Source organism: Microcoleus sp. T2B6 (assembly GCF_036700475.1).
GTDB lineage: Bacteria > Cyanobacteriota > Cyanobacteriia > Cyanobacteriales > Microcoleaceae > Microcoleus.
In genome coordinates this window covers 1-22,284 of the sequence record NZ_JAUBOZ010000118.1, presented here as the reverse complement: position 1 = coordinate 22,284, position 22,284 = coordinate 1, and the positions used below count along the sequence as shown (strand labels likewise).

The window sequence follows — 22,284 nt, the reverse complement described above, 5'->3', positions numbered from 1 at the left end:
TAGAGGAGAACCACATCAGGGAGTGGTTCCTTGACTTGACTTAAGTGTTAATCTGCAAGCACCCGGCGTCTGGCTAGTACAGCTCGGCGTAAGTAGACAGACTATATTTGTGGTAGAATAACATAGTTAGTTTAGACCAGTTTCGGTAGGTGATAAAGGAGTCATATATGGCCTTATTAATGCCTAAAACATTAAAATTAAGCGATGGCGAGCGTCATCAACTTAACCAGTTGAGCAAGAGACACAACACGCCGCAACAGATCGTGCTACGAGCCAAAATCATTCTGATGGCATCGGATGGTCAAAACCATCGTGGAATAGCCCGAAGCCTAGAGATTAACCGGCAGATGGCTAGTTTATGGCGAAACCGATGGTTGGAGAGCGAGGGAAAAGACTTATCGATTTTGCAAAGATTACAAGATCGAGAGCGTGTTGGTGCACCAGTAAAATTTAGCATGGAACAAGTAACCGAGTTATTTGCTTGCAGCCTGTTCCTCACCGTCCGATTATGGACGACCAATAAGTCACTGGACAGCTAGAGAACTGGCGGAGGAAATCATGTTTCAAGGCATTATTGAAAGTATATCAGTCCGCCATGTTGGCAGATTATTAGAAGAAGCAGAAATTAAACCACACGCCTCGCGCTACTGGTTAACCCCCCCCTGTGGATGAAGAATTTGATGCAAAAGTTAAAGATATTACAGGCTTATATCTGACTGCGATTGAACGCAGTCAAAATGGAGAACACACTATATCAGTTGATGAAATGACAGGGATTCAAGCGATTGAGCGTCTCGAAAAAGACTTACCAATGCGACCAGGGAAAGTTGCAAGAAGAGAGTTTGAATATATTCGTCATGGTACGCAGACCTTGAGCGCTAATTTCAATATGGCGAATGGTAAGATAATCGAGCCAACTTGCGGAGATTCGAGAACAGAATCGGATTTTTTACTGAATATTCGTCACATCATTGAAACTGACCCTGATGCCAAAAAATGGCATCTAATTATGGATTGTCTGAATACTCACCAATCGGAATCACTGGTGCGTTTGGTCGCCGAAAAAGAAGGCTTAGATATCGACCTCGGCATTAAGGGAAAAAGCGGCATACTTCAATCTATGAAATCTCGCGCAGTTTTTTTAAGTGACCCAACACATCAAATTGTTTTCCATTACACACCAAAACATTCTTCGTGGCTTAATCAAATAGAGATTTGGTGAGCGCATTTTGGTGCGGAAATTACTTAAAAGAGCAAGTTTCACCAGTGAGTACGATCTGAAAAATCGCATCCTCAATTTTATTAACTACTTTAATCAAACAATGGCCAAACCTTTTAAGTGGACATATAAGGGTAAAGTCTTGGCTGTTTAATAGTCTGTGTATTTACGCCGAGCTGTACTAGCTATATTTCACAGCGCCTATCTCAATCAAAATTTTAATGGCTCCCCGCAACGCCGTCTTACCTCAGCTTTTGACCTGGTATTTTACCAGGTGGGTACCGTTGGCTCGGACTTAAAGTTTCTGGGTACAAGCCCAGTTTACTGCTGTCCAAACATCTTGATTCCCGAGAGTTAAGAGTTATAGATCAAAAAAACATTATTGGCAGTCACCAACGTCGCAGTAGAACCTTTATTTAATATATACCAACTAACCCGATTTTGGCAAGCTTCGAGCAATTTAACTTGCATACCAGATAGATTCAACGGTTTGAGCCAGATCCTCTACTGACGATCGCCCCTGAGCCACCAAGTCCGCGTCGAGCACAACTGTAACGTGACCGAGTTTGCGGCCCGGACGCGATACTTTCTTACCATACCAATGGACAAAAGCACCGCTAATTTGTGCCAGTTGTTTTCTTTTTGCTAAATAATCGGACTCAGCCGACTCGTAGCCCAGCAAATTTACCATGACAGCGCCTGCACATTTCAGAGCCGAATTACCTAAAGGCAGTTGACAAACAGCACGCAAATGCTGTTCAAATTGTGAAGTTTCACAGGCATCGAGCGTAAAATGTCCCGAGTTGTGGGTACGGGGTGCAATTTCATTGACTAACAGCTTATTATCAGCGGTTAAAAATAATTCAATGCCGAATACGCCGACAGCTTCTAAGCTGTTGAGGAGAGTGCGGGCGATCGCACAAGCTTCATTTTTCACATCTAAACTAATATCAGCGGGCGCAATCACCACATGACAAACCTGATTTTGCTGCTGAGTTTCCACTATCGGATAAATCGCAATTTCGCCAGTTGCCGATCGAGCAGCAATCACAGCCAACTCGCGATCGAACGGCACAAACTCTTCCACTAGCAAAGACTGACCCTTGAGCTTAGCACGAATTGACTCAAAACTCCCCCGATCCTTAACAATAAAAGTACCTTGGCCGTCATAACCGTGGCGGCGAACTTTGACGACAAAGGGAAAATCGATCGATCCAGCATCCGAGTCTCCTTCCATCTGCACCCTGTCGGAAACAGAAATTGCCCGAAAGTCGATCGCCACCGCCTTAAACAATTCCGGGGGCAAATCCGCGCTGCCATCCCATTCCCAAAACCTCGGAGTTGGCAAACCCAAACCTTGTAAATAACAGCGCTGAACGTACTTATCCAACAAAGGAGAAAGCGACGACAAACTCGGCTGAAATAACACACCTTGCTGTTCTAGCGGTCGCAAACCATCTAAATCCACAAACTCATTTTCAAAAGTAATAACATCGCAGCCAGCAGCCAATTGAGCCGTTGACAAAACATCATCAACAGCCGCCAAAACAGCACCAGCAGCAACAGAAACTGCCGGGTCAGTAGCATTAGGAGTTTGTACTACCAATTCAATACCGAGTGCCCTAGCAGCATCCCCCATCATCGAAGCTAGCTGGCCGCCGCCGACAACGCCCACCCGCTTAAATTTGGCAGACGAACTCGCAGCGGTTTGATTTGATTTCATGTGAGTAAAATTCCGCAAAGTCAACCTGCCTATCTTATCGCTATTTGGCCCTGGCTCAATTACAGTAATTGAAGAGTTAAAAGCCAGAAAATAGTTTTAATTGCATGATTAAATCGAGGCAGAACCCAGAAAAACTGGGCAGCTAAAGTCTTTAATTATTGCACGCTCCCAGCCATTGAGAAACAGCCGTCGAAGCCCACTCCTCCAGAAAAGTGCCACATCTAGCAATTCCCTAGCGCCAAGCATGGCATAATTGACAGCACTGCAAAAAGCAGATAGACAGATGCCAACACTGAAAATCAGACATTCAGGGAACAAAATTTATAGGTGAGGATACTGTGAAAGTTTTAGTTGTGGGAAACGGAGGTCGCGAACACGCGATCGCAAAAAAACTGCTAGAATCTACGCGGATTAAACAAGTATTCTGCGTACCGGGCAACGGCGGCACAGCTACCACCCCAGGCTGTCAGAATCTGTCGCTCAACATCGACGACTTCCAAGGCATCGAACGCTTTGTGATGGTCAACAACATCGGATTAGTCATCGTCGGCCCCGAATTGCCCCTATCGCTAGGCATCGCCGACTATTTCCAACAGCGAAAAATGATGATTTTCGGCCCCACCAAAGCCGGCGCCCAAATTGAATCCAGCAAATCCTGGGCCAAAGAACTGATGCTCGAAGCAGGCATCCCCACACCCAAAGCTGCCGTATTTACAGACGCAGAAGCAGCAAAAGCATACGTTCTGGAACAAGGAACCCCAATAGTCATCAAAGCAGACGGACTCGCATCAGGCAAAGGAGTCACCGTTGCCACCACCGTCAAAATGGCTCACAGCGCCATCAACACCATTTTCCGAGGCGAATTCGGCACCGACAACATCCGAGTCGTCGTCGAAGAATTTTTAACAGGTCAAGAAGTCTCGATTCTCGCCCTCACCGACGGCATCACAGTGGAACCATTGCTGCCGGCCCAAGACCACAAAGCTATCGGCGAAGGCGACAAGGGAGCCAACACCGGCGGTATGGGAGCCTACGCCCCAGCGCCCATTGTCACCCCGGAACTCATGGAAAGGATTCAAGAAGAAATTCTCGAACCCACCCTCGCAGCACTGCAAAAACGCAAAATCGACTACCGGGGTGTACTCTATGCAGGTTTAATGATTACCCCCGACGGAGAACCCACAGTCTTAGAATTCAACTGCCGTTTCGGAGATCCCGAAACTCAAGCGGTTTTGTCACTGCTGGAAACTCCTTTAGAAGATTTGGTGCTGGCCTGCTGTCAGCAGCGTCTCGGTGAATATTCTATTCGCTGGAAGTCGGGGGCTTCTGTTTGCGTAGTTTTGGCTTCTGGAGGCTATCCTGGAAGTTATCAAAAAGGCCAAGTTATTACAGGTATCGAGGAAGCTGAAGCCAAAGGAGCAGAAGTGTTTCACGCCGGCACTCAGTTGAAGAACCAGCAGTTGGTGAGCGACGGCGGCCGGGTTTTGGGCGTCACCGCGGCGGGAGAAACTTTGGAACAAGCTATCTCCAAAGCTTATGCAGCAGTTGATTGCATCCAATTTGAAGGGGTCTACTGCCGCCGGGACATCGGCCGCCGAGCTCTGGGCGATAAAAATTAGGAATGGCGACATCGGCCGCCATCCAAAAGCCAAGCAATCTCAATGTAGAAATGTAACAATGAAGTTTGGTATCTCTGCGGGGGCGGTAGCGGACAAGTCGCAGCAGAAAATTCGATCGGGAGCCAACGGAATTGATCTTGCTTTTAATATTGAACGGGTGAACTGGTGAAATGCTGGCCATACTAAACAAAATCGGAGAAATTATTGCCCGCTGGTGGTCGGATTTTACCCTCCAGACCCGCCTGATGGCCGGTGCTACCCTCGTAGTGTCGTTAATTATGAGCGGCCTGACATTCTGGGCCGTCAATACTATCCAGCAAGACGCCCGACTTAACGATACTCGCTACGGCCGAGACCTCGGCCTGCTGTTGGCGGCAAATGTGGCGCCGCTCATTGCCAAAAACGATCGCTCCGAAGTCGCCCGCTTTTCCCGCCAATTTTACAGCAGCACCTCCAGCGTCCGCTATATGCTTTATGCAGACGAAGCGGGAGATATTTTCCTGGGGATACCATTTTCGGAATCGGAGGTGCAAACTTCCCTGACGCTGCGCCGCCAGATCAAACTTCCCGATAATTTTCTCGCCGATATTGAAGCGAGAAATTTAACTTCTTTGCCTTTGGTACGGCAGCATTTGACGCCAGATGGAGAAGTGACCGATGTGTTTGTGCCGTTAATTCATGAAGACAAATATTTGGGAGTTTTGGCGATCGGCATTAACCCCAATCCCGCAGCAGTTATCTCTTCCAATCTGACTAGGGATGTCACTTTAGCAGTATTTGTCACTATTTGGGTGATGGTAATTTTGGGAGCTGTATTTAATGCCCTGACAATTACTCAGCCGATAAAACAATTAGTCTTCGGGGTCAAAAATATTGCCAGCGGGAATTTTAAGCAGCGAGTTGACCTGCCTTTAGGGGGAGAATTGGGCGAGTTAATTGGCAGTTTTAATGAAATGGCCCAGAAACTCGAAAGTTATGAAGAACAAAATATTGAAGAGCTGACAGCGGAAAAAGCTAAGTTAGAAACTTTGGTATCAACGATTGCTGATGGCGCGCTTTTATTAGACGCAAATTTGCAGGTGATTTTAGTTAATCCGACGGGGATGCGGATTTTTGGGTGGGAAGGCAAAAATGCGCTCGGAGTAAATGTTCTGAACATTTTGCCTTCGGAAGTGCAGCAGGAGTTGGGGAGACCGTTGCAGGAAATAGCTGCGGGCGATCGCGACGGCGGCGAATTTCGCATCTCTATGAGCCAACCAGTTAACCGTACAATTCGGATTGTTTTAACTACAGTCATTCTGCACAAAGCGCCCGGTGCTGAACCGCTGTGCAGAAGCTGCATCCGCCATGAGGAAGATACCTGTACCGAGCCACAACGCCCGGTAGCTGTAGAGTGTACTTTCTACGAGCAAACCTCCAAGCATCAAGGTTCCGGAAATTACCGAGAAAGTCTCAAAGGCATTGCAATGACAGTGCAGGACATTACTCGCGAAGTAGAACTCAATGAGGCTAAAAGCAATTTTATCAGCAATGTTTCTCACGAATTGAGAACACCTTTATTTAATATCAAATCTTTTATCGAGACTCTTCACGAGTACGGAGAAGACCTTCTAGAAAGCGAGCGCAGGGAATTCCTAGAAATTGCCAATCGAGAAACCGATCGACTAACTCGTTTAGTTAACGACGTGTTAGACTTGTCGCGACTGGAATCCTGCCGAGTTTATCACTTGGAGGCTGTTGACCTCCCGCAAGCTGTGGAACAAACCCTGCGGACTTATCAGTTAAATGCTAAGGATAAAGGCATTGAATTAGAGCAAGAAGTTGACCCGTATTTGCCACCTGCTTTAGGTCATTACGATTTGTTACTACAAGTATTTGCAAATTTAGTAGGAAATGCCTTAAAATTTACGCAATCCGGCGGCAAGGTAGCCATTCGAGCGTATTTGCTAGAGTCGGAGACGCCCACCCACAAAAACGGTCAATCCCTCAACCAAAACTTGTCACCGGATGCCAAACATTTTCCGGTAGTGCGGATCGAAATTTCTGATACTGGAATTGGCATAGATCCTGAAGACCAACAAGCAATTTTCGATCGCTTTTTCCGGGTAGAAAACCGAGTACACACTTTAGAAGGAACGGGATTAGGTCTTTCTATTGTCAGAAACATTATTGACAAGCACCACACTAAAATAAATTTAGTTAGCGAAGTTAATGTGGGTACGACTTTCTGGTTCGACTTGGCAGTTTATCAGCCTAAACAAACCGTAGAGATGGAAAATTCTTGGCCAGTGGAAGCAACGGTGGAGAGTGAAACAATTGCGAGTCCTATTAAGTAAAGAGGACTTACGCACAGCCTTCTACATATAGCGTTTTGTAGGGGCAATCCCCCGTGGTTGCCCCTCTTCATAGGATGGTTGCGTAAGTTCTGGTAAATTAACCCAATTCAACGTCAAACCCGATGGCTATTAGAACCCAGGCTTCTTAAAGAAGTCTGGGTTCTGGGTGTTCTGTTTTTTTAGGTGTGTCTACTGAGTTATCATTGGAGTTTAGGCTAAACGGTACGATCGCACTCAAGTCTCCCGATTAATCAGCCTGACCCAATGCTGACATCATCAGTGTGGATTATCCTTAGCTGTCGTATCTAAGCTCAATTTTACCGATAAAACTACATACCAACACCAATAAGTACCAACACCAAATAATCCCCCCTCTGTCAAATTAGTCATTAGCATAAATGTTAATAGATACAAAGGCAAAGCTGACTCTGGAAAACTTTCTTTAACTAGGTATTTTATACCTCTAAATATATTATTAATAAATGACAAAATCAACAACAACAATCCGCCCCAACCCAGTTGGCAAAGAATATCTATAAAACCATTGTGAGAGTGGGGTGGCACAAAACCAGTTTTAGCTACTATAATTCCGTAAGCTGGGTTTTCCAAGCCACGCCAAGGCTGCCAAAATCCTGCCACCCCATAACCAAATATGGGATTATTTTGATTAACTCGATCAATAATTAAAGGCCAAAAATCGGTTCGACCCGTTAAAGTCATATCTTTTCCCAAACCATCCACAACAATAGCCTCTAAATTATTTAACACCAAAATACTTATACCTATACTACCCACCAAAAATAAGATAAAGCAGACAAAAGCCCATTTTACAGGTAATTTTTTTAAGAGGGCTAAATAACTCCACAAACTGATTAATACCACTGTCAAAATCCGACTAGCACCACTACAACCTTTTTGCAATGCTACTAAAGCTATTAAAGTTATAAATAATGATAAATAGCGATATTTACGGTCTTTAACAGCATATAAAATCCATAAGGAAGCTGTATTAGCCATTTGAAAAGAAAAAGGGTTTTTATGGCCTAAAACTCCCGACCAACAACCGTCGAGACCTGGATTTGGTTTCACAACTACCCATAAGGCCAATAAACCACTTAGCCATCTCAATAATCCATAAATGTCCACCCAACTATACTGTTTCCCTACATAAATAGAAACCAGTGTTACTCCCCAAATAGCCAAACTAGCCCGGAAAGAAATTTCAGGAGTTTGTGACCACAACCCTGATAAAGTCATCAGCAACAAAAAAACACATAAAAAAGGGTCTCCTGAAATTTCTTTAATGGCTACATAAACTAACTTTTTGGTAGTTTTAGTTAAGCGGGGAAATATCATTAATATCATGGCCCCATAAATGGCTATTTGACCAATCATCGTTGGGGGTGTAGTTTCTAAGTTGGAGAAAACGTTAGGATGAAGTTTGGTAAAGGGCATGGCTATGATACCAGATCCACCAGTTATGGTAAAAAAAAGTATCCCCACAAAAATCTTTTCTAAGGTGGCAGCAAATTTGGGATGGCGTGCGACTAAAATATAAATAGTCACACAGACGATAAGCGTTAAACACAATAGCATCAACCCAAACATCGGTACCCTTAAAATATCTTTCATGGCTTTACCTCTATCATCAAATTTGTTACTACCTATGAAATGGCTTACCCTTCCTGCCTTACAAGTGCCACTGCTGGCGCTGGTACTCACTCTCTCCTACCCTCAAACCAACTTCGCTCAGTCCCCAGCCCCCCCAATAAGTATTAATACTGATTACTATCTAGGTGGTGGAGACAATATTAGAATTGATATCTACGATCTGCCCCAGCTTAGTGGGGTGTATCAAATTCCCGCTGGGGGAGCTATTCAAATCCCGGTTATTGGTAGTGTTTCCCTTCAAGGATTAACTTTAGAACAGGCAGCCCAAGCTATCACTAGAGCTTATGGCCGGGTCGTAAAAAGGCCTATAGTTACCATCAGCTTACAAGCTGCCCGCCCGCTCAATATTTGGTTGTCGGGTGAAATAAGTCGTCCCGGATCCTACTCATTGCCCCTAGCTAATGGAGGTGGAAATACACCATCAGTTCAGTTTCCCACGATCCCTCAAGCTTTAGAAAAAGCTGGCGGTATTCGAGCTAGCGCTGATATCCGCCGAGTAATTGTCCGACGTCGTGTCAAGGCTAACCAACAAATAACTCTCACTTATAACCTGTGGGATTATTTACAAACGGGTCAAACAAGCCAAGACATCACGTTGCGAGATGGAGATCAAATCTTGGTTCCCCCTCAAGAAACAATTAATTTAGCAGAAACAAATCAAGTTAGTGAATCTACTTTTTCTATACCAGCAGAGCAACCCCGTAGTGTCTCAGTATTCGGAGAGGTAAAGCGTCCCGGTAGATATGTAGCGATCGGTGGTGATACCCAAAATGGTCAAAGAACCAGCGGACAACCGACCATCATTCGAGCTCTACAACTAGCTGGTGGCATCACATCAATCGCTGATATTCGGCAAATCCAACTCCAACGTTATACTAGAAATGGCAAACAACAAATCCGCACTATTAACCTTTGGCAATATTTGCAAGAACAAGATACCTCTCAAGATACTATACTACAAGAAGGGGATATCATCTTTGTCCCGACAGCGACGGCGATCGACCCTGGAGAAGTTTCGGTTCTAGCTACTGCTAGCTTTGCACCGGGGACTGTGCAAGTGAGTGTTATCGGAGAAGTCAATACTCCGGGTGGGCTCAAATTACCTCCTAATACTACCTTAAATCAAGCAATTATGAGTGCGGGGGGTTTCAGACTAACTCGTGCTAACTCTAGATCCGTGGAACTGATCAGGCTGAATCCTAATGGAACTATATCCCGATCGGAAGTAGCAATTAATTTGAATCAAGGAATCGATGCTCAAACCAACCCACTGATTCAAGATAATGACATAATTATAGTGGGACGTTCGAGGACTGCTACCTTGGTAGACACCATTAACACTGTTCTCACACCCGCTGGTAGTATTATTGGTGGACTTCTCGTTCCCACCCGACTAATAGAGCTACTGAGACTCTTAGGAAATTAGGAATTTCATAACATTTTTGCTATGGATAAAAAACTGTTGTCTTCCCTCAAGAATGACCTTAATGGTCAATATTTGTCAGTTCCCTCGGCTAATTACCTAGCTAGTACCCCAGCAGAGGATGACCAAGTTCTTGATATGAATTGGGTACTAGCTGTCGTCAAACGTCGCCTTCTGGTGATGGGCATAGTAGCTGCCAGCATAGCTACTTTAAGCGGTAGTTTCGTGCTCATGGCTGCCAAACAATCTATTAACGAGTATGAAGGAAAATTTACAGTTTTAGCAGAACCCATTACGGCTGACGATCGGCTATCAAAGCTCTTGGTTCAAGCTCAAAATAATAGTTTAGGTATCACAGACTTGAACAAAATTAAATCATCAGCGGAAGACGGTTCCTCGGTGGATTATCAAAGTTTAACGCGGGTTTTAAAAAGCCCAGAAGTTTTACTACCCTTAGTTAATAATTTGCAGAAAAAATATCCAAAGTTTGACTATAAAAATCTCAACAAGCGATTGACAATCGAACGTGTTACTTTCTTGAAAGATGGGAAGCAGGGGGCTACTAAACTCCTAAATATTAGCTACCGCGATCGAGATCCAAAGCGCATCCAATATGTGCTGGATGAAACTGCAAAATATTACCTAGAATATATGGGCAAACAGCGTTTAAAAGTTAGCCAAAAAAGTATTGATTTTATCGATCGCCAAATGCCACCACTCCAGCAGAAAGTTGATAACTTGCAACAAGAATTACAAATGTTAAGAGTTCAGTATAACTTTAATCAACCAGAACTACGCAGCCGCAGCCTATCAGATCAGCTAGATAATTTAACTAATCGTCGCCTAGAAGTGCAAGGACAACTGGCAGAAAGTAGGCTTCAATATGAAAGCTACAAAAAAAGAGCGTTAACGGGCGATAATCGTTGGATTGTTGATATTAGCCCGAAATCTTATGAAAATTTAATTAGCAAAGTAAATGAGATAGAGGCGCAATTAGCTTTAAGCTCTACTCAATTTTATGAAAATAGCCTTCCCATTCAATCTTTGCGGGAAAAGCAGCAAAGTTTGCGTGAGTTAATGAAAAGAGAAGCTGATACTGTCCTCTTGCAGATGCAATCACAACTAAAACAGTTGGAAGCTCGCGAGCGAGTGATAACTAATAGTCAAAACTTACTGCAAGCAAAAATCACTCAGATGCCCCAAGCTCAACGTCGCTATGATGACCTACAATTAAAACTAGAACTAGCTAAGGATACTCTCAAACTCTTCCTCGAAAAACAAAAAGCTTTACAACTAGATGCTGGTCAAATTGATGGCTCTTGGCAAATTATATCTAAACCACAGTTAGTCACAAACGAAAATGGTGAGTTCCAGCCAGTAACAGAAAAACCAACCCGTCGCCACCTAGCAATCGCGATCGTTATTAGCACTTTACTAGGCATTGCTGTAGGTTTCCTAGTAGAAGTTTTAAATACTGTTTTCCATACTCCAGAAGAAATTAAATCAGCAACTAAACGCCCTCTTTTGGGAGTCATTCCGATCGCCAAAGCGATGAAAATTAAATCTCGGAGAGGTGAAAGTGTTCCACCTACATTCACTAGCGTAAGTTCAAATACTAACAGTGCAAGCTTAAAACGAATAATAGTTTCAAATTCCAAAGATTTTCCTGTGGTCGAGGCATTTCACTACTTATACACAAATATTCAATTATTAAATGCTGACAACCCAATAAGTTCTTTAACCATCACTTCGACTATTAAAGGTGAGGGTAAGTCCACTGTAGCACTTTATTTAGCTAAAACTGCTTCTGCTGTTGGTAAACGAGTATTATTAGTGGATGCTAATATGCGTTTGCCTCAACTGCACACATACCTTGGCTTATCAAATATCAAAGGTTTAAGTAATGTTTTAAGTTCGGATTTAAGCTTAAATGAGGCTATTCAGCGATTACCCGACGATGACAATCTTTTTGTCCTCACTGCAGGTACTATTCCCGCCGATCCAATTAAATTACTTTCTTCGAGAAAGATGCACTATTTAATGGAACAATTCCTAGCCTTATTTGATTTAGTCATTTACGATACGCCGCCTTTAATGGGTTTAGCAGACGGTCATTTACTAGCTTCTCAAACTGATGGTACAGTGCTGATAGTAAAAATAGAAAAAACCGATCGCGGTCTGGTAAGCAAAGCTTTAGATCAACTAAATGTGGCCGATTTTAAAGTATTGGGAGTAGTAGCTAATGGGGTCAAATAACGAATGCTAAAATGGAGTTAGATAGGGAAAGGAAGAAGTAAAACAATTGGAGATTTTTGATTGGCGAGAGGTATTAACTTACTAGATAAGCTGTTGTGCATCTAAATCGTATTTTTTGTGCGGGCTTTCTGGCCCACCCCACAAGAACTTTATCAAATTTTAGTTCACAGTTTAAATGTGCAACAGCTTAGGGGTTTGGAGTTAGCCTATACTGGGATTCTTTTTGGAAACTGGTATAAGAAGTGGATGTAAAATCCCAAATAAGTAAATCAAGTTAATTAAACGTAAAACGATCGCACTTTTACCACCCCCACTTCTTAAAGAAGTCGGGGTGGTAATTAGATCAAGACTTAAGAAAGAGTCTTTCTAGCACGTTCCGATCGCTCTTCTGCGGTATCCATAACATCCGCCATTTTATCCACCATTTCCCCTGGGTAATTTTCTAGTACCCGAGTAGAAAGCGAAATCCGGCCACGACTTTCATCGAGGTCAAGCACGATCGCTTTCAGGGGTTGACCGGGAGCAAACACCTTTCCAAGGTTATCAATATATTTTTGGCTAACTTGCTTGATGTGCAGCAAACCGCTAACTCCTTCCAAGTCCACAAACACCCCAAAAGGCTTGATGCTGCTGACTTTTCCTTCCACCAACTGACCAATTTGCAAATCCTTGAAGGCATTGGATTGAGTGGCCATCCGCTGGGAAAGTACGAGTTTTTCTCGTTCGCGATCGACCTCCAAAAAATTAACGCTCAAAGATTGACCAATCAGCGATTCTAGGTTATCGCGATCGACTAAGTGCGATCGGGGAATAAAACCGCGCATTCCCTGAACATCTACCGTCACGCCGCCCTTATTTGCCCCAGAAACCCGCACCTGAAGAACTTTACCGGTTTCCTGCAATTCAACTAAATCTTCCCAAGCTTGCTGAATTTGTAACTGCCGCAGAGACAAAGTAACTTGGCCATCTGCATCTTGTTCGCGGATAATCAAAAAGTCCCGTTCCTCGTCCAGCGGAACCACTTCCGACAAATCCGTTACTGTTCTCAAAGCAGCCTCTTCGATCGGCAAAAAAGCCGAAGACTTGCCGCCGATATCAACATACGCGCCGTTTGAGTCGTACTCGAACACTTTGCCGCGCACTACTTGTCCCTTCTGGAACTCATAATTGTGCTGTTCGAGGGCTTTAGCAAAATCATCCATTGAAAAGGATGCTTTTGCGCTTTGAGAACCTGTAGATTTGGAATTCATGTCAGTTTAGTTGTCAGTTGTCAGTAATTTAGTTGTCAGTCGTCAGTAGAAAAAATTTTCCCACTCTCCCCATCTCCCTATCTCCCCATCTCCCACTCTCTAGGCTGGTTGAAGTTGCTGATGAAATAGCTGCTTCACCTGCATCCACGAGTCGGCTGCTGCCGTAGCGTCGTAACTGCCGCGGTGGTCGCAGAAGAAGCCGTGATCGGCATTGTAGCGGAAAATTTGGTGAGAAATACTGTGTTTTTGCAATTCTGCGGCGATTTGGTCAACTTGTTCTAAGGGAATGCTGGGGTCTTGAGTGCCAAAAAAGGCGTAGAGAGTGCCTTTAATGTCTGCTGTGCGGGCGATCGTGGGGGTGCCGCCGCCGGGGGTTTGGGTGGCGATACCGGCGCCGTAGAACGACGCTGTAGCCTTGATTTCGTGCAAAGTAGCGGCAAGGTAGGCGACGTGCCCTCCAAAGCAGAAACCGATGCAGCCAAAACCTTCTGGTTTGACTGAGGGTAGAGTTTTGAGGTACTCGATGGTGGCTTGGATATCGCCCAGAAGTTCGGAAGCGGTGGTTTTTTCTTTGTATTCTCTGCCGATTTGGATAGCTTCGGGTGTGTAGCCGGTTTCAAAGCCGGGGGCTTGACGCTGGTAGATGGCTGGGGCGATCGCCACATATCCTTCTTTTGCTATTCTTTCAGTAACTTCGCGGATGTGGGAGTTGACGCCAAAGATTTCTTGAATCACGATAACTGCGGGAAATTGCCCTGGGGAGGCTGGCTGGGCTAGGTATGCAGCTATTTGCAAATCCCCGTTAGGAACTGTGATGTTTTTGGTGCTAATTTCGGCTTTTGTCATCAGAAAAATGGGTTTGAAACCCCGTCCTTTTAGGACGGCTTTACAATTCCCTTGCGGGGTTGGGGAGGTATGGTTGCCTCCCCGCCGGGATATGGTTGTCCCGTTCTCCTTGCGGAGTAAAGTTAGCTTGTCGGTCAATGTTTTAAGAGCTTGTTAGGCTAGCAGCACTACTTCAGGGACCTTAAAGTTATTTAACTACTAGCGACAGAGCGGAAAACTAGCTTCGCATTCAAGGAGTGTCGTGACTCAAAAAACGTAGTCAATTAAGACTTAGGCTGGTCAGAATGGCTTGTTAGATTTCTCCTTCAAGCCTCATGCCTTTAGGCTGAGGTTCCTGACAGGTAGTTTTAAGGTAAATGCCACTCTACTGATTTTAAGTTAATTTGGGGAATTTTTAGGCAATTCGCAAATAATATTTTTCGGAACGGCGAAGCGCAAATACCGCAAATATGGCAGGGAAAAATTCGCTTATTGTTGAAGGTTTAGGTTTCGCTGAATAAGTTGGTGCAAATCACTCATAGAAATTAATTGGGGATTCAATTTCGGTAAAATATAAGTTGTGGTCTGTGGTTTTCTAAAGCAGAGATTTTGATCATTCTACGACTTGGCAGCTTTTATATGACTTTTTTGTGAGATTTTAGAGATAAGTGTCTAAGCCGTTAGCTGTTGAATATGAGCTAATTTTTTTTGATATATCGAAGTTGTTTTTTAATCGCTTTGCTTTCTGGTTGGCGGAATCGTTTGAGGAGATTGATTCCGGCTAGGACTCAAGTCTAAGTTACGATCGCCATGCGGAACAAAGTCATGCAACCAGTTGAAAAGATTGATTCCGCCTAGGACTCAAGTCTAAGTTACGATCGCCACGCCGAATAAAGTCATGCAACCAGTTGAAAAGATTGATTCCGCCTAGGACTCAAGTCTAAGTTACGATCGCCACGCCGAATAAAGTCATGCAACCAGTTGAGGAGATTGATTCCCGCTAGGACTCAAGTCTAAGTTACGATCGCCACGCCGAATAAAGTCATGCAACCAGTTGAGGAGATTGATTCCGGCTAGGACTCAAGTCTAAGTTACGATCGCCATGCCGAACAAAGTCATCCAACCAGTTGAGGAGATTGATTCCGGCTAGGACTCAAGTCTAAGTTACGATCGCCACGCCGAACAAAGTCATCTAACCCAAGGAAGACAGTATTTGGTTTTTTCCGCTGTGCGCTTGCTGTCAGGGTAAGATTGAACGCATTGGTGGGCTAGTGCCAGTCGATCGCACAATATTTTTTGCCTAGTTTCCGTGAACCGGTAGGTGTTAAAATCGGAGTATCAAATTTTTCGCCTCAAACTCATGTTCAGCAAGAGTTTGATGCCCCTCCTCTGAAAAAACGATTCACGGAAAGTCTGAAAGCTTTACAGGATAAGGTTTTGGAGTGAATATGAAATTTTTGGTATTGACAACCCGAAGGCTGGAATGGTACTTTTGTTTTAGATTCACGGAACTGCACCTTGAAAACCAAATACACCCTGGCTTCTGGAACGGGCGGCCGGAAAAAACCTAAAACCCTATCAGGGATTGAAACAATAAAGCTCATAGCAAGGGTGAACTTCAGACTGCCGGAAAAAACCTAAAACCCTATCAGGGATTGAAACGGAAATGCTATCAGCAGTCGCATTCTGTGCGAGCCGGAAAAAACCTAAAACCCTATCAGGGATTGAAACGAAGCTCTCAGCCAGCAACAACATACCGGGATTGGGCGCCGGAAAAAACCTAAAACCCTATCAGGGATTGAAACTGATTGCCATAGCTTCAAAATCTAAAATCTAAAGCCGGAAAAAACCTAAAACCCTATCAGGGATTGAAACACATTTACCAAAACCCTCTAACGCGACAACCGCGCGAGAAGCCGGAAAAAACCTAAAACCCTATCAGGGATTGAAACTTTTAGTGCTGAAATGTCAAAGGAAAGTTTGACAACGCGCCGGAAAAAACCTAAAACCCTATCAGGGATTGAAACCCAATTCCCGAACCTTTGGATTTCCCGGTGTGACTGTGGCGCGAGCCGGAAAAAACCTAAAACCCTATCAGGGATTGAAACTAAAATCCAATACCCGGAAACCAAAAAGTGTCGCCGGAAAAAACCTAAAACCCTATCAGGGATTGAAACACGGGCAATCTGCTGCGGTATTCGTGGCTCGGTAATGCCGGAAAAAACCTAAAACCCTATCAGGGATTGAAACTCATCCGTGGCAAGGACGGAAAAATCCCGCCAAAATGCCGGAAAAAACCTAAAACCCTATCAGGGATTGAAACCCGACTGACCACCGATCGCCTCATAATAGTCAGCCCTCCGCCGGAAAAAACCTAAAACCCTATCAGGGATTGAAACAATATATTGGACATAAGCCTGCGTGTAGTCGGGCCGGAAAAAACCTAAAACCCTATCAGGGATTGAAACGGAAAGCTAAGCAAAAGCGGCGCCGCTGCCGGGTGTTAGCCGGAAAAAACCTAAAACCCTATCAGGGATTGAAACTTCCCCAGCCGATGAAGTAAGCACGGATGGAGCAAAATAGCCGGAAAAAACCTAAAACCCTATCAGGGATTGAAACTCAAGTAACAGACTGACTGTGTTTGACCCGTTAGGCCGGAAAAAACCTAAAACCCTATCAGGGATTGAAACATAGATTTTCTATTCGATGAAGCGGCTTTTAGTGCCGGAAAAAACCTAAAACCCTATCAGGGATTGAAACGTTGCCAACTACCGGGTTAGAAGTGACAAAAAACTTACTGCCGGAAAAAACCTAAAACCCTATCAGGGATTGAAACGCACAAATGCCATGCGGGCAACCTACAAATGGAATCTTCCGCCGGAAAAAACCTAAAACCCTATCAGGGATTGAAACTGGAAAGTCGGCGAGCACCGCTTATGAGGCGAGCCGGAAAAAACCTAAAACCCTATCAGGGATTGAAACCGACTGGCTCTCTATCTGGCCATAAATCAAACTGCCGGAAAAAACCTAAAACCCTATCAGGGATTGAAACTTTGAGGCGGAAACGGCAGGACTGTCGGATGACAGCCGGAAAAAACCTAAAACCCTATCAGGGATTGAAACGAAAATTTACAAATGGATGTGACGACTGCCAACAAATCATATCAAGCCGGAAAAAACCTAAAACCCTATCAGGGATTGAAACTTTGATGAAGACGATCCCGACCGATACAACTCTGAGCCGGAAAAAACCTAAAACCCTATCAGGGATTGAAACCAACTGATTCTTCCCACAGTTCGGAATCTTCGTCAAAAGCCGGAAAAAACCTAAAACCCTATCAGGGATTGAAACCATCCATTTTTCAATCCTTCAAACTGTTAATTTTGCGCCGGAAAAAACCTAAAACCCTATCAGGGATTGAAACAGAGTACAAGCGCTAACAGTCGATCGCTATGGGCGAGCCGGAAAAAACCTAAAACCCTATCAGGGATTGAAACTTTTGTTTTAAAAAATCATTAAATATTTATTTAACAGAGCCGGAAAAAACCTAAAACCCTATCAGGGATTGAAACGAATGTGTTGTGTTCTCATGGGGTTACTTGTCAAGCCGGAAAAAACCTAAAACCCTATCAGGGATTGAAACGCAAGGGTTCTAACAGCAACCCGTAACTCTTTCCACGCCGGAAAAAACCTAAAACCCTATCAGGGATTGAAACGGCACAAAATATGAGAATACTTTCAAGGCTGCACTGCCTAAAGTGCCGGAAAAAACCTAAAACCCTATCAGGGATTGAAACCCCAGCGGGACACATCAAACCGCCGAGCGAGAAGCGCCGGAAAAAACCTAAAACCCTATCAGGGATTGAAACACACCAACTTTACAATTGTAAGGATTCACAACCTCTGAGCCGGAAAAAACCTAAAACCCTATCAGGGATTGAAACCCGGAAATGAGACTGTAAGTCCGGGAAGTGAGACTGCCGGAAAAAACCTAAAACCCTATCAGGGATTGAAACTTGCTATTAAATCAGGATTGAATCGAATTAAGTCAGCCGGAAAAAACCTAAAACCCTATCAGGGATTGAAACTCAAAAGTATGTCCTTGGATTTTTAAAATATCCTTAAGCCGGAAAAAACCTAAAACCCTATCAGGGATTGAAACTCAAGAAATCAGCAACTCAATCAATTAGGAGACAGTGGCAGCCGGAAAAAACCTAAAACCCTATCAGGGATTGAAACTGAATGTTTACAGTGTCTACACTGGTTTATTTTTGCCGGAAAAAACCTAAAACCCTATCAGGGATTGAAACTTCGCTTCAACAACTTATCCAGAATTCCAAAATTTGCCGGAAAAAACCTAAAACCCTATCAGGGATTGAAACGCGAAACCGCCAGCAACCGAGGGCGAGGAAAAGACCGAGCCGGAAAAAACCTAAAACCCTATCAGGGATTGAAACTGCCCAAACTTCACAGCTTTCGCCAGACAAGGCAAGCCGGAAAAAACCTAAAACCCTATCAGGGATTGAAACCAAATCTGGGTGCCGCCTTTTTAAGTCATGTTTTTAGCCGGAAAAAACCTAAAACCCTATCAGGGATTGAAACTGTACGCCCAGCTTTTTTAATCGCTTGGAGATGCACGCCGGAAAAAACCTAAAACCCTATCAGGGATTGAAACAGCCAGTTGGTTACTGTCATCAAATCCGATGAATGAGCCGGAAAAAACCTAAAACCCTATCAGGGATTGAAACTGGCGATACAACAGATCACACGGCTAATACAAGAGCTTTGCAAGCCGGAAAAAACCTAAAACCCTATCAGGGATTGAAACAGGTTGGCAAAAGTGTTAATCATTGGGAGCGATCGAACGCCGGAAAAAACCTAAAACCCTATCAGGGATTGAAACTCTAGCAGGTACTTTTGAATAATCATCTGTGTTTGCGCCGGAAAAAACCTAAAACCCTATCAGGGATTGAAACGATGAGTCCCTCGCTACATTGAGGCAGCGAGTGTGTTCAGCCGGAAAAAACCTAAAACCCTATCAGGGATTGAAACCTGTAAAACAGCGGAATATCATCTTTGGACAACGAGCCGGAAAAAACCTAAAACCCTATCAGGGATTGAAACTTCCCTCCCAGCGCCGAACTGTTTTTACTCAAAAAGCCGGAAAAAACCTAAAACCCTATCAGGGATTGAAACTTAAAAAACTAGAGAGTTTCGATCGCGTAAGATCGCCGGAAAAAACCTAAAACCCTATCAGGGATTGAAACCGTTGCACTGCACCCACCGCTAGTCGTACCAAACCACCCAAGCCGGAAAAAACCTAAAACCCTATCAGGGATTGAAACAATTTAATGCTGCGAGATTTTCGCACCAATTTAGCCGGAAAAAACCTAAAACCCTATCAGGGATTGAAACATCGCACCTTTGAAACTTACTGCCAAAGTGAGTGCCGGAAAAAACCTAAAACCCTATCAGGGATTGAAACAATAATCCATGTGCCGTACCATTTCCAGTTACTCGGCTGCATGCCGGAAAAAACCTAAAACCCTATCAGGGATTGAAACGTTGAACAAACTCCACCGCGCTTGGTTTGCTCGATCCGGAAAAAACCTAAAACCCTATCAGGGATTGAAACATTGGGCGCTGCTAGCTCCCAGGGGTTTCGGCGGTGATTGAGCCGGAAAAAACCTAAAACCCTATCAGGGATTGAAACAAGAAAAGCCCACGCCGACGGGCCATCAAAATCGCCGGAAAAAACCTAAAACCCTATCAGGGATTGAAACTCCTTCCCTTCTCCGGGGCGCGTTCCCTCTGGGCTTTTTCGCCGGAAAAAACCTAAAACCCTATCAGGGATTGAAACAATCAGGCAACTCTGACAGGAACGCGGCTATCCAAAGCCGAAAACAACCTAAAACCCTATCAGGGATTGAAACTATGGGTCAAGCTAGTTAGCGCTTGAATGGCAAGTGTACGCCGAAAACAACCTAAAACCCTATCAGGGATTGAAACGCCAAATCCCTTCAAGATTGTTGCGAGAATATTGAAGCCGAAAACAACCTAAAACCCTATCAGGGATTGAAACTTGTATCTTCCGAGCGAATCTTCCTGCCAATCTGGCCGAAAACAACCTAAAACCCTATCAGGGATTGAAACATTGGTGTAGAGCCAGGATAGGCGATGAGTGCAGACGGCCGAAAACAACCTAAAACCCTATCAGGGATTGAAACAACCCCTAAAGCATACTACTTTTAATACTACTTTTGCCGGAAAAAACCTAAAACCCTATCAGGGATTGAAACCCAGCACTTCCTACACTCTCGCCACACTCTCGTAGCCGGAAAAAACCTAAAACCCTATCAGGGATTGAAACCTTTTATACTATGGCAAGTGAACTAAAAAATCAAGCGCCGGAAAAAACCTAAAACCCTATCAGGGATTGAAACATAGAAGCAAAAGCGAAACTGGTTGCGCTTTTGCCAGAGCCGGAAAAAACCTATTTCCCCATCTAGGGCTTGAAAGACCCAAACTACAAAATTATTGGCTCAAAAATAGACCTCTCCTCTCTCTTTCTATCTCCTCCCATAACCTCAAGCAATCGATCGACTACGCGCCTCCAAGTAAAATTTTCAGCCACAAAAGCCGGGCCCGCAACCCTCGCTTTCGCAGCGATTCCAGGCTGTTCGATCGCCCTTTGCATCAAATCAGTTAAATGTTCCCACTCAGGAGCTAAGATAAATAAGGTTTCCCCGTCACTCGCCACAGCCGTAAATTTACTCTCAATCCGCTGTGCAAAGTCCGATCGCGTAAAATCATCCGTAGGGCCGCCTGCAGTGCAAATAACCGGCAAACCGCAAGCAACAGCTTCCAACACCGGCAGATTAAAACCTTCTGCCAAATACGGAGAAACATAAACATCTGCTGCTTGGTAAAACTCAGCTATTTGAGCAAAAGATAGCTGGCTACCAGTATAAATTAATCTCGGTAAAACCCTCGCTCTTTCCGCATCGTTGAGCACAACTCGGCAGGCTTCAGCAATCTCGTCTCTCGACGGATAAAGCAGTTCAGAACCTTTTAAAACTAATCTCGCATCTGGATATTTGTCAACTACCGCAGCGAAGGCTTTTAATAAAGGGCGAATACCTTTGCGATCCGTTTGTCCTCCGATGTTTAAAAATATAAAAAAGTTTGACCAGCCGAAACTTTCGCGCAGTGCTTGACGCCGATCGCCCGTAGCAGGATAATAAATATTAGGATCGACCCCCAAAGGTACAACGGCAATGCGATCGGCCTCAACTCCGCTGCGAATTAAGCCGGCTTTTGACCAAGCTGAAGGTGTAATAATTTTGGTTTCTGAATTAACCGCAGTTTGGGCGATCGACTGAACCCCCATCGCCTGTAATACTGAACGGGTAATAATCCCCCATTCTGTGGCTGCAAATACCCAAGTTTGAGCGCTGCTGGATGCCGAGAAGTTCCACGGGCAGTACATTCGCAGGGTAACATCGGCTGACTGATTTACCCCAGGGCTCTTAATGCTGCGAAGTAATGTTTCATTTGGGCGATCGAACAAACTAATTTTCGTCTCCCAAGCGGCGTCAATGTAGGGCATATCGCGGTGGAAAAGCTCAATTTGTCCTCGCGGGCGAGCGAGCATTTCCAGCAGTTGAAATTGATTGGCTACGCAATAGGAATGATAAATAAAACGCCAGCCTTCAACAATAATCTGCAATTCAAAACTCCCGCTTTTGGAATTAAAAATTCACCTAATCATCAGAAACTGGTAATTAGTAATTAGCCAGCAAAAATTACCAATTACCAATTACCAGAAAGAATAGGTTTACAGCCAGATCCCCGATCAGGAGAAATTAAAAGAAGACTGTTCATTAAGCTGTTGGGCATCTAAATTGTATTTTTTGGGCGGGCGAGACGCCCACCCCACAAGACTTTTCTTAAATTTGACT

At 44.3% G+C, this 22,284-nt stretch carries 11 protein-coding genes, 1 other RNA gene and 1 CRISPR repeat array; of the genes, 6 read left to right on the top strand and 6 right to left on the bottom strand.

What is annotated here, in order from left to right:
- The first annotated feature begins 167 nt into the window (after window positions 1-167).
- Together QUA00_RS31565 and QUA00_RS31560 are read left to right on the top strand one after the other, a co-directional pair.
- Entirely contained in the window at window positions 168-539 is a 372-nt protein-coding gene (locus tag QUA00_RS31565; RefSeq protein WP_333412315.1) for a helix-turn-helix domain-containing protein, read from the top strand.
- 125 nt (window positions 540-664) lie between these two features.
- The gene (locus QUA00_RS31560; protein WP_333412313.1) at window positions 665-1,222 is read left to right on the top strand and encodes a transposase; all 558 of its coding nucleotides are present in this window, start codon (window positions 665-667) and stop codon (window positions 1,220-1,222) included.
- A 219-nt stretch (window positions 1,223-1,441) separates the two neighbouring features.
- Here the strand turns inward: QUA00_RS31560 and ssrS are convergent.
- Window positions 1,442-1,629: non-coding RNA, 6S RNA (ssrS, locus tag QUA00_RS31555), on the bottom strand.
- A 50-nt stretch (window positions 1,630-1,679) separates the two neighbouring features.
- The gene (locus tag QUA00_RS31550) at window positions 1,680-2,942 is read right to left on the bottom strand and encodes a 5-(carboxyamino)imidazole ribonucleotide synthase (protein WP_333412311.1); all 1,263 of its coding nucleotides are present in this window, start codon (window positions 2,940-2,942) and stop codon (window positions 1,680-1,682) included.
- 338 nt (window positions 2,943-3,280) lie between these two features.
- Between QUA00_RS31550 and purD the strand changes: the two genes are divergently transcribed.
- Together purD and QUA00_RS31540 are read left to right on the top strand one after the other, a co-directional pair.
- A complete protein-coding gene (purD, locus tag QUA00_RS31545; protein WP_333412309.1) occupies window positions 3,281-4,561 on the top strand; it encodes a phosphoribosylamine--glycine ligase in 1,281 nt (426 codons plus the stop codon).
- Window positions 4,562-4,731: 170 nt separating this feature from the next.
- Window positions 4,732-6,897: an ATP-binding protein gene (locus tag QUA00_RS31540; RefSeq protein WP_333412307.1), complete on the top strand. Its 2,166-nt coding sequence runs from the start codon at window positions 4,732-4,734 to the stop codon at window positions 6,895-6,897.
- 276 nt (window positions 6,898-7,173) lie between these two features.
- Here QUA00_RS31540 and QUA00_RS31535 read toward each other — a convergent pair whose 3' ends face one another.
- Window positions 7,174-8,529 (bottom strand): O-antigen ligase family protein, encoded by a 1,356-nt coding sequence (locus QUA00_RS31535; protein ID WP_333145842.1) that lies wholly within the window; start codon window positions 8,527-8,529, stop codon window positions 7,174-7,176.
- 34 nt (window positions 8,530-8,563) lie between these two features.
- Here QUA00_RS31535 and QUA00_RS31530 point away from each other — a divergent pair, with 34 nt between their 5' ends.
- Complete coding sequence (locus QUA00_RS31530; RefSeq protein ID WP_333412305.1) at window positions 8,564-9,994, top strand: SLBB domain-containing protein; 1,431 nt, start codon at window positions 8,564-8,566, stop codon at window positions 9,992-9,994.
- A 21-nt stretch (window positions 9,995-10,015) separates the two neighbouring features.
- Entirely contained in the window at window positions 10,016-12,247 is a 2,232-nt protein-coding gene (locus QUA00_RS31525; RefSeq protein WP_333145837.1) for a polysaccharide biosynthesis tyrosine autokinase, read from the top strand.
- A gap of 350 nt (window positions 12,248-12,597) precedes the next feature.
- Here the strand turns inward: QUA00_RS31525 and QUA00_RS31520 are convergent, their stop codons facing one another.
- The 3 genes from QUA00_RS31520 to QUA00_RS31510 all read right to left on the bottom strand — a co-directional run bounded on the left by QUA00_RS31520 (window position 12,598) and on the right by QUA00_RS31510 (window position 22,052).
- On the bottom strand, window positions 12,598-13,497 hold the full coding sequence (locus tag QUA00_RS31520) for a S1 RNA-binding domain-containing protein (protein WP_333207394.1): 900 nt from the start codon (window positions 13,495-13,497) through the stop codon (window positions 12,598-12,600).
- 99 nt (window positions 13,498-13,596) lie between these two features.
- Window positions 13,597-14,343 (bottom strand): dienelactone hydrolase family protein, encoded by a 747-nt coding sequence (locus tag QUA00_RS31515; protein WP_333412303.1) that lies wholly within the window; start codon window positions 14,341-14,343, stop codon window positions 13,597-13,599.
- Window positions 14,344-15,877: 1,534 nt separating this feature from the next.
- A CRISPR array of direct repeats spans window positions 15,878-20,766; the repeat unit is 37 nt; unit sequence GCCGGAAAAAACCTAAAACCCTATCAGGGATTGAAAC.
- Between the two features lie 83 nt (window positions 20,767-20,849).
- Window positions 20,850-22,052, bottom strand: a complete 1,203-nt coding sequence (locus tag QUA00_RS31510) for a glycosyltransferase family 4 protein (protein ID WP_333412301.1) — start codon at window positions 22,050-22,052, stop codon at window positions 20,850-20,852.
- Between the last annotated feature and the right edge of the window lie 232 nt (window positions 22,053-22,284).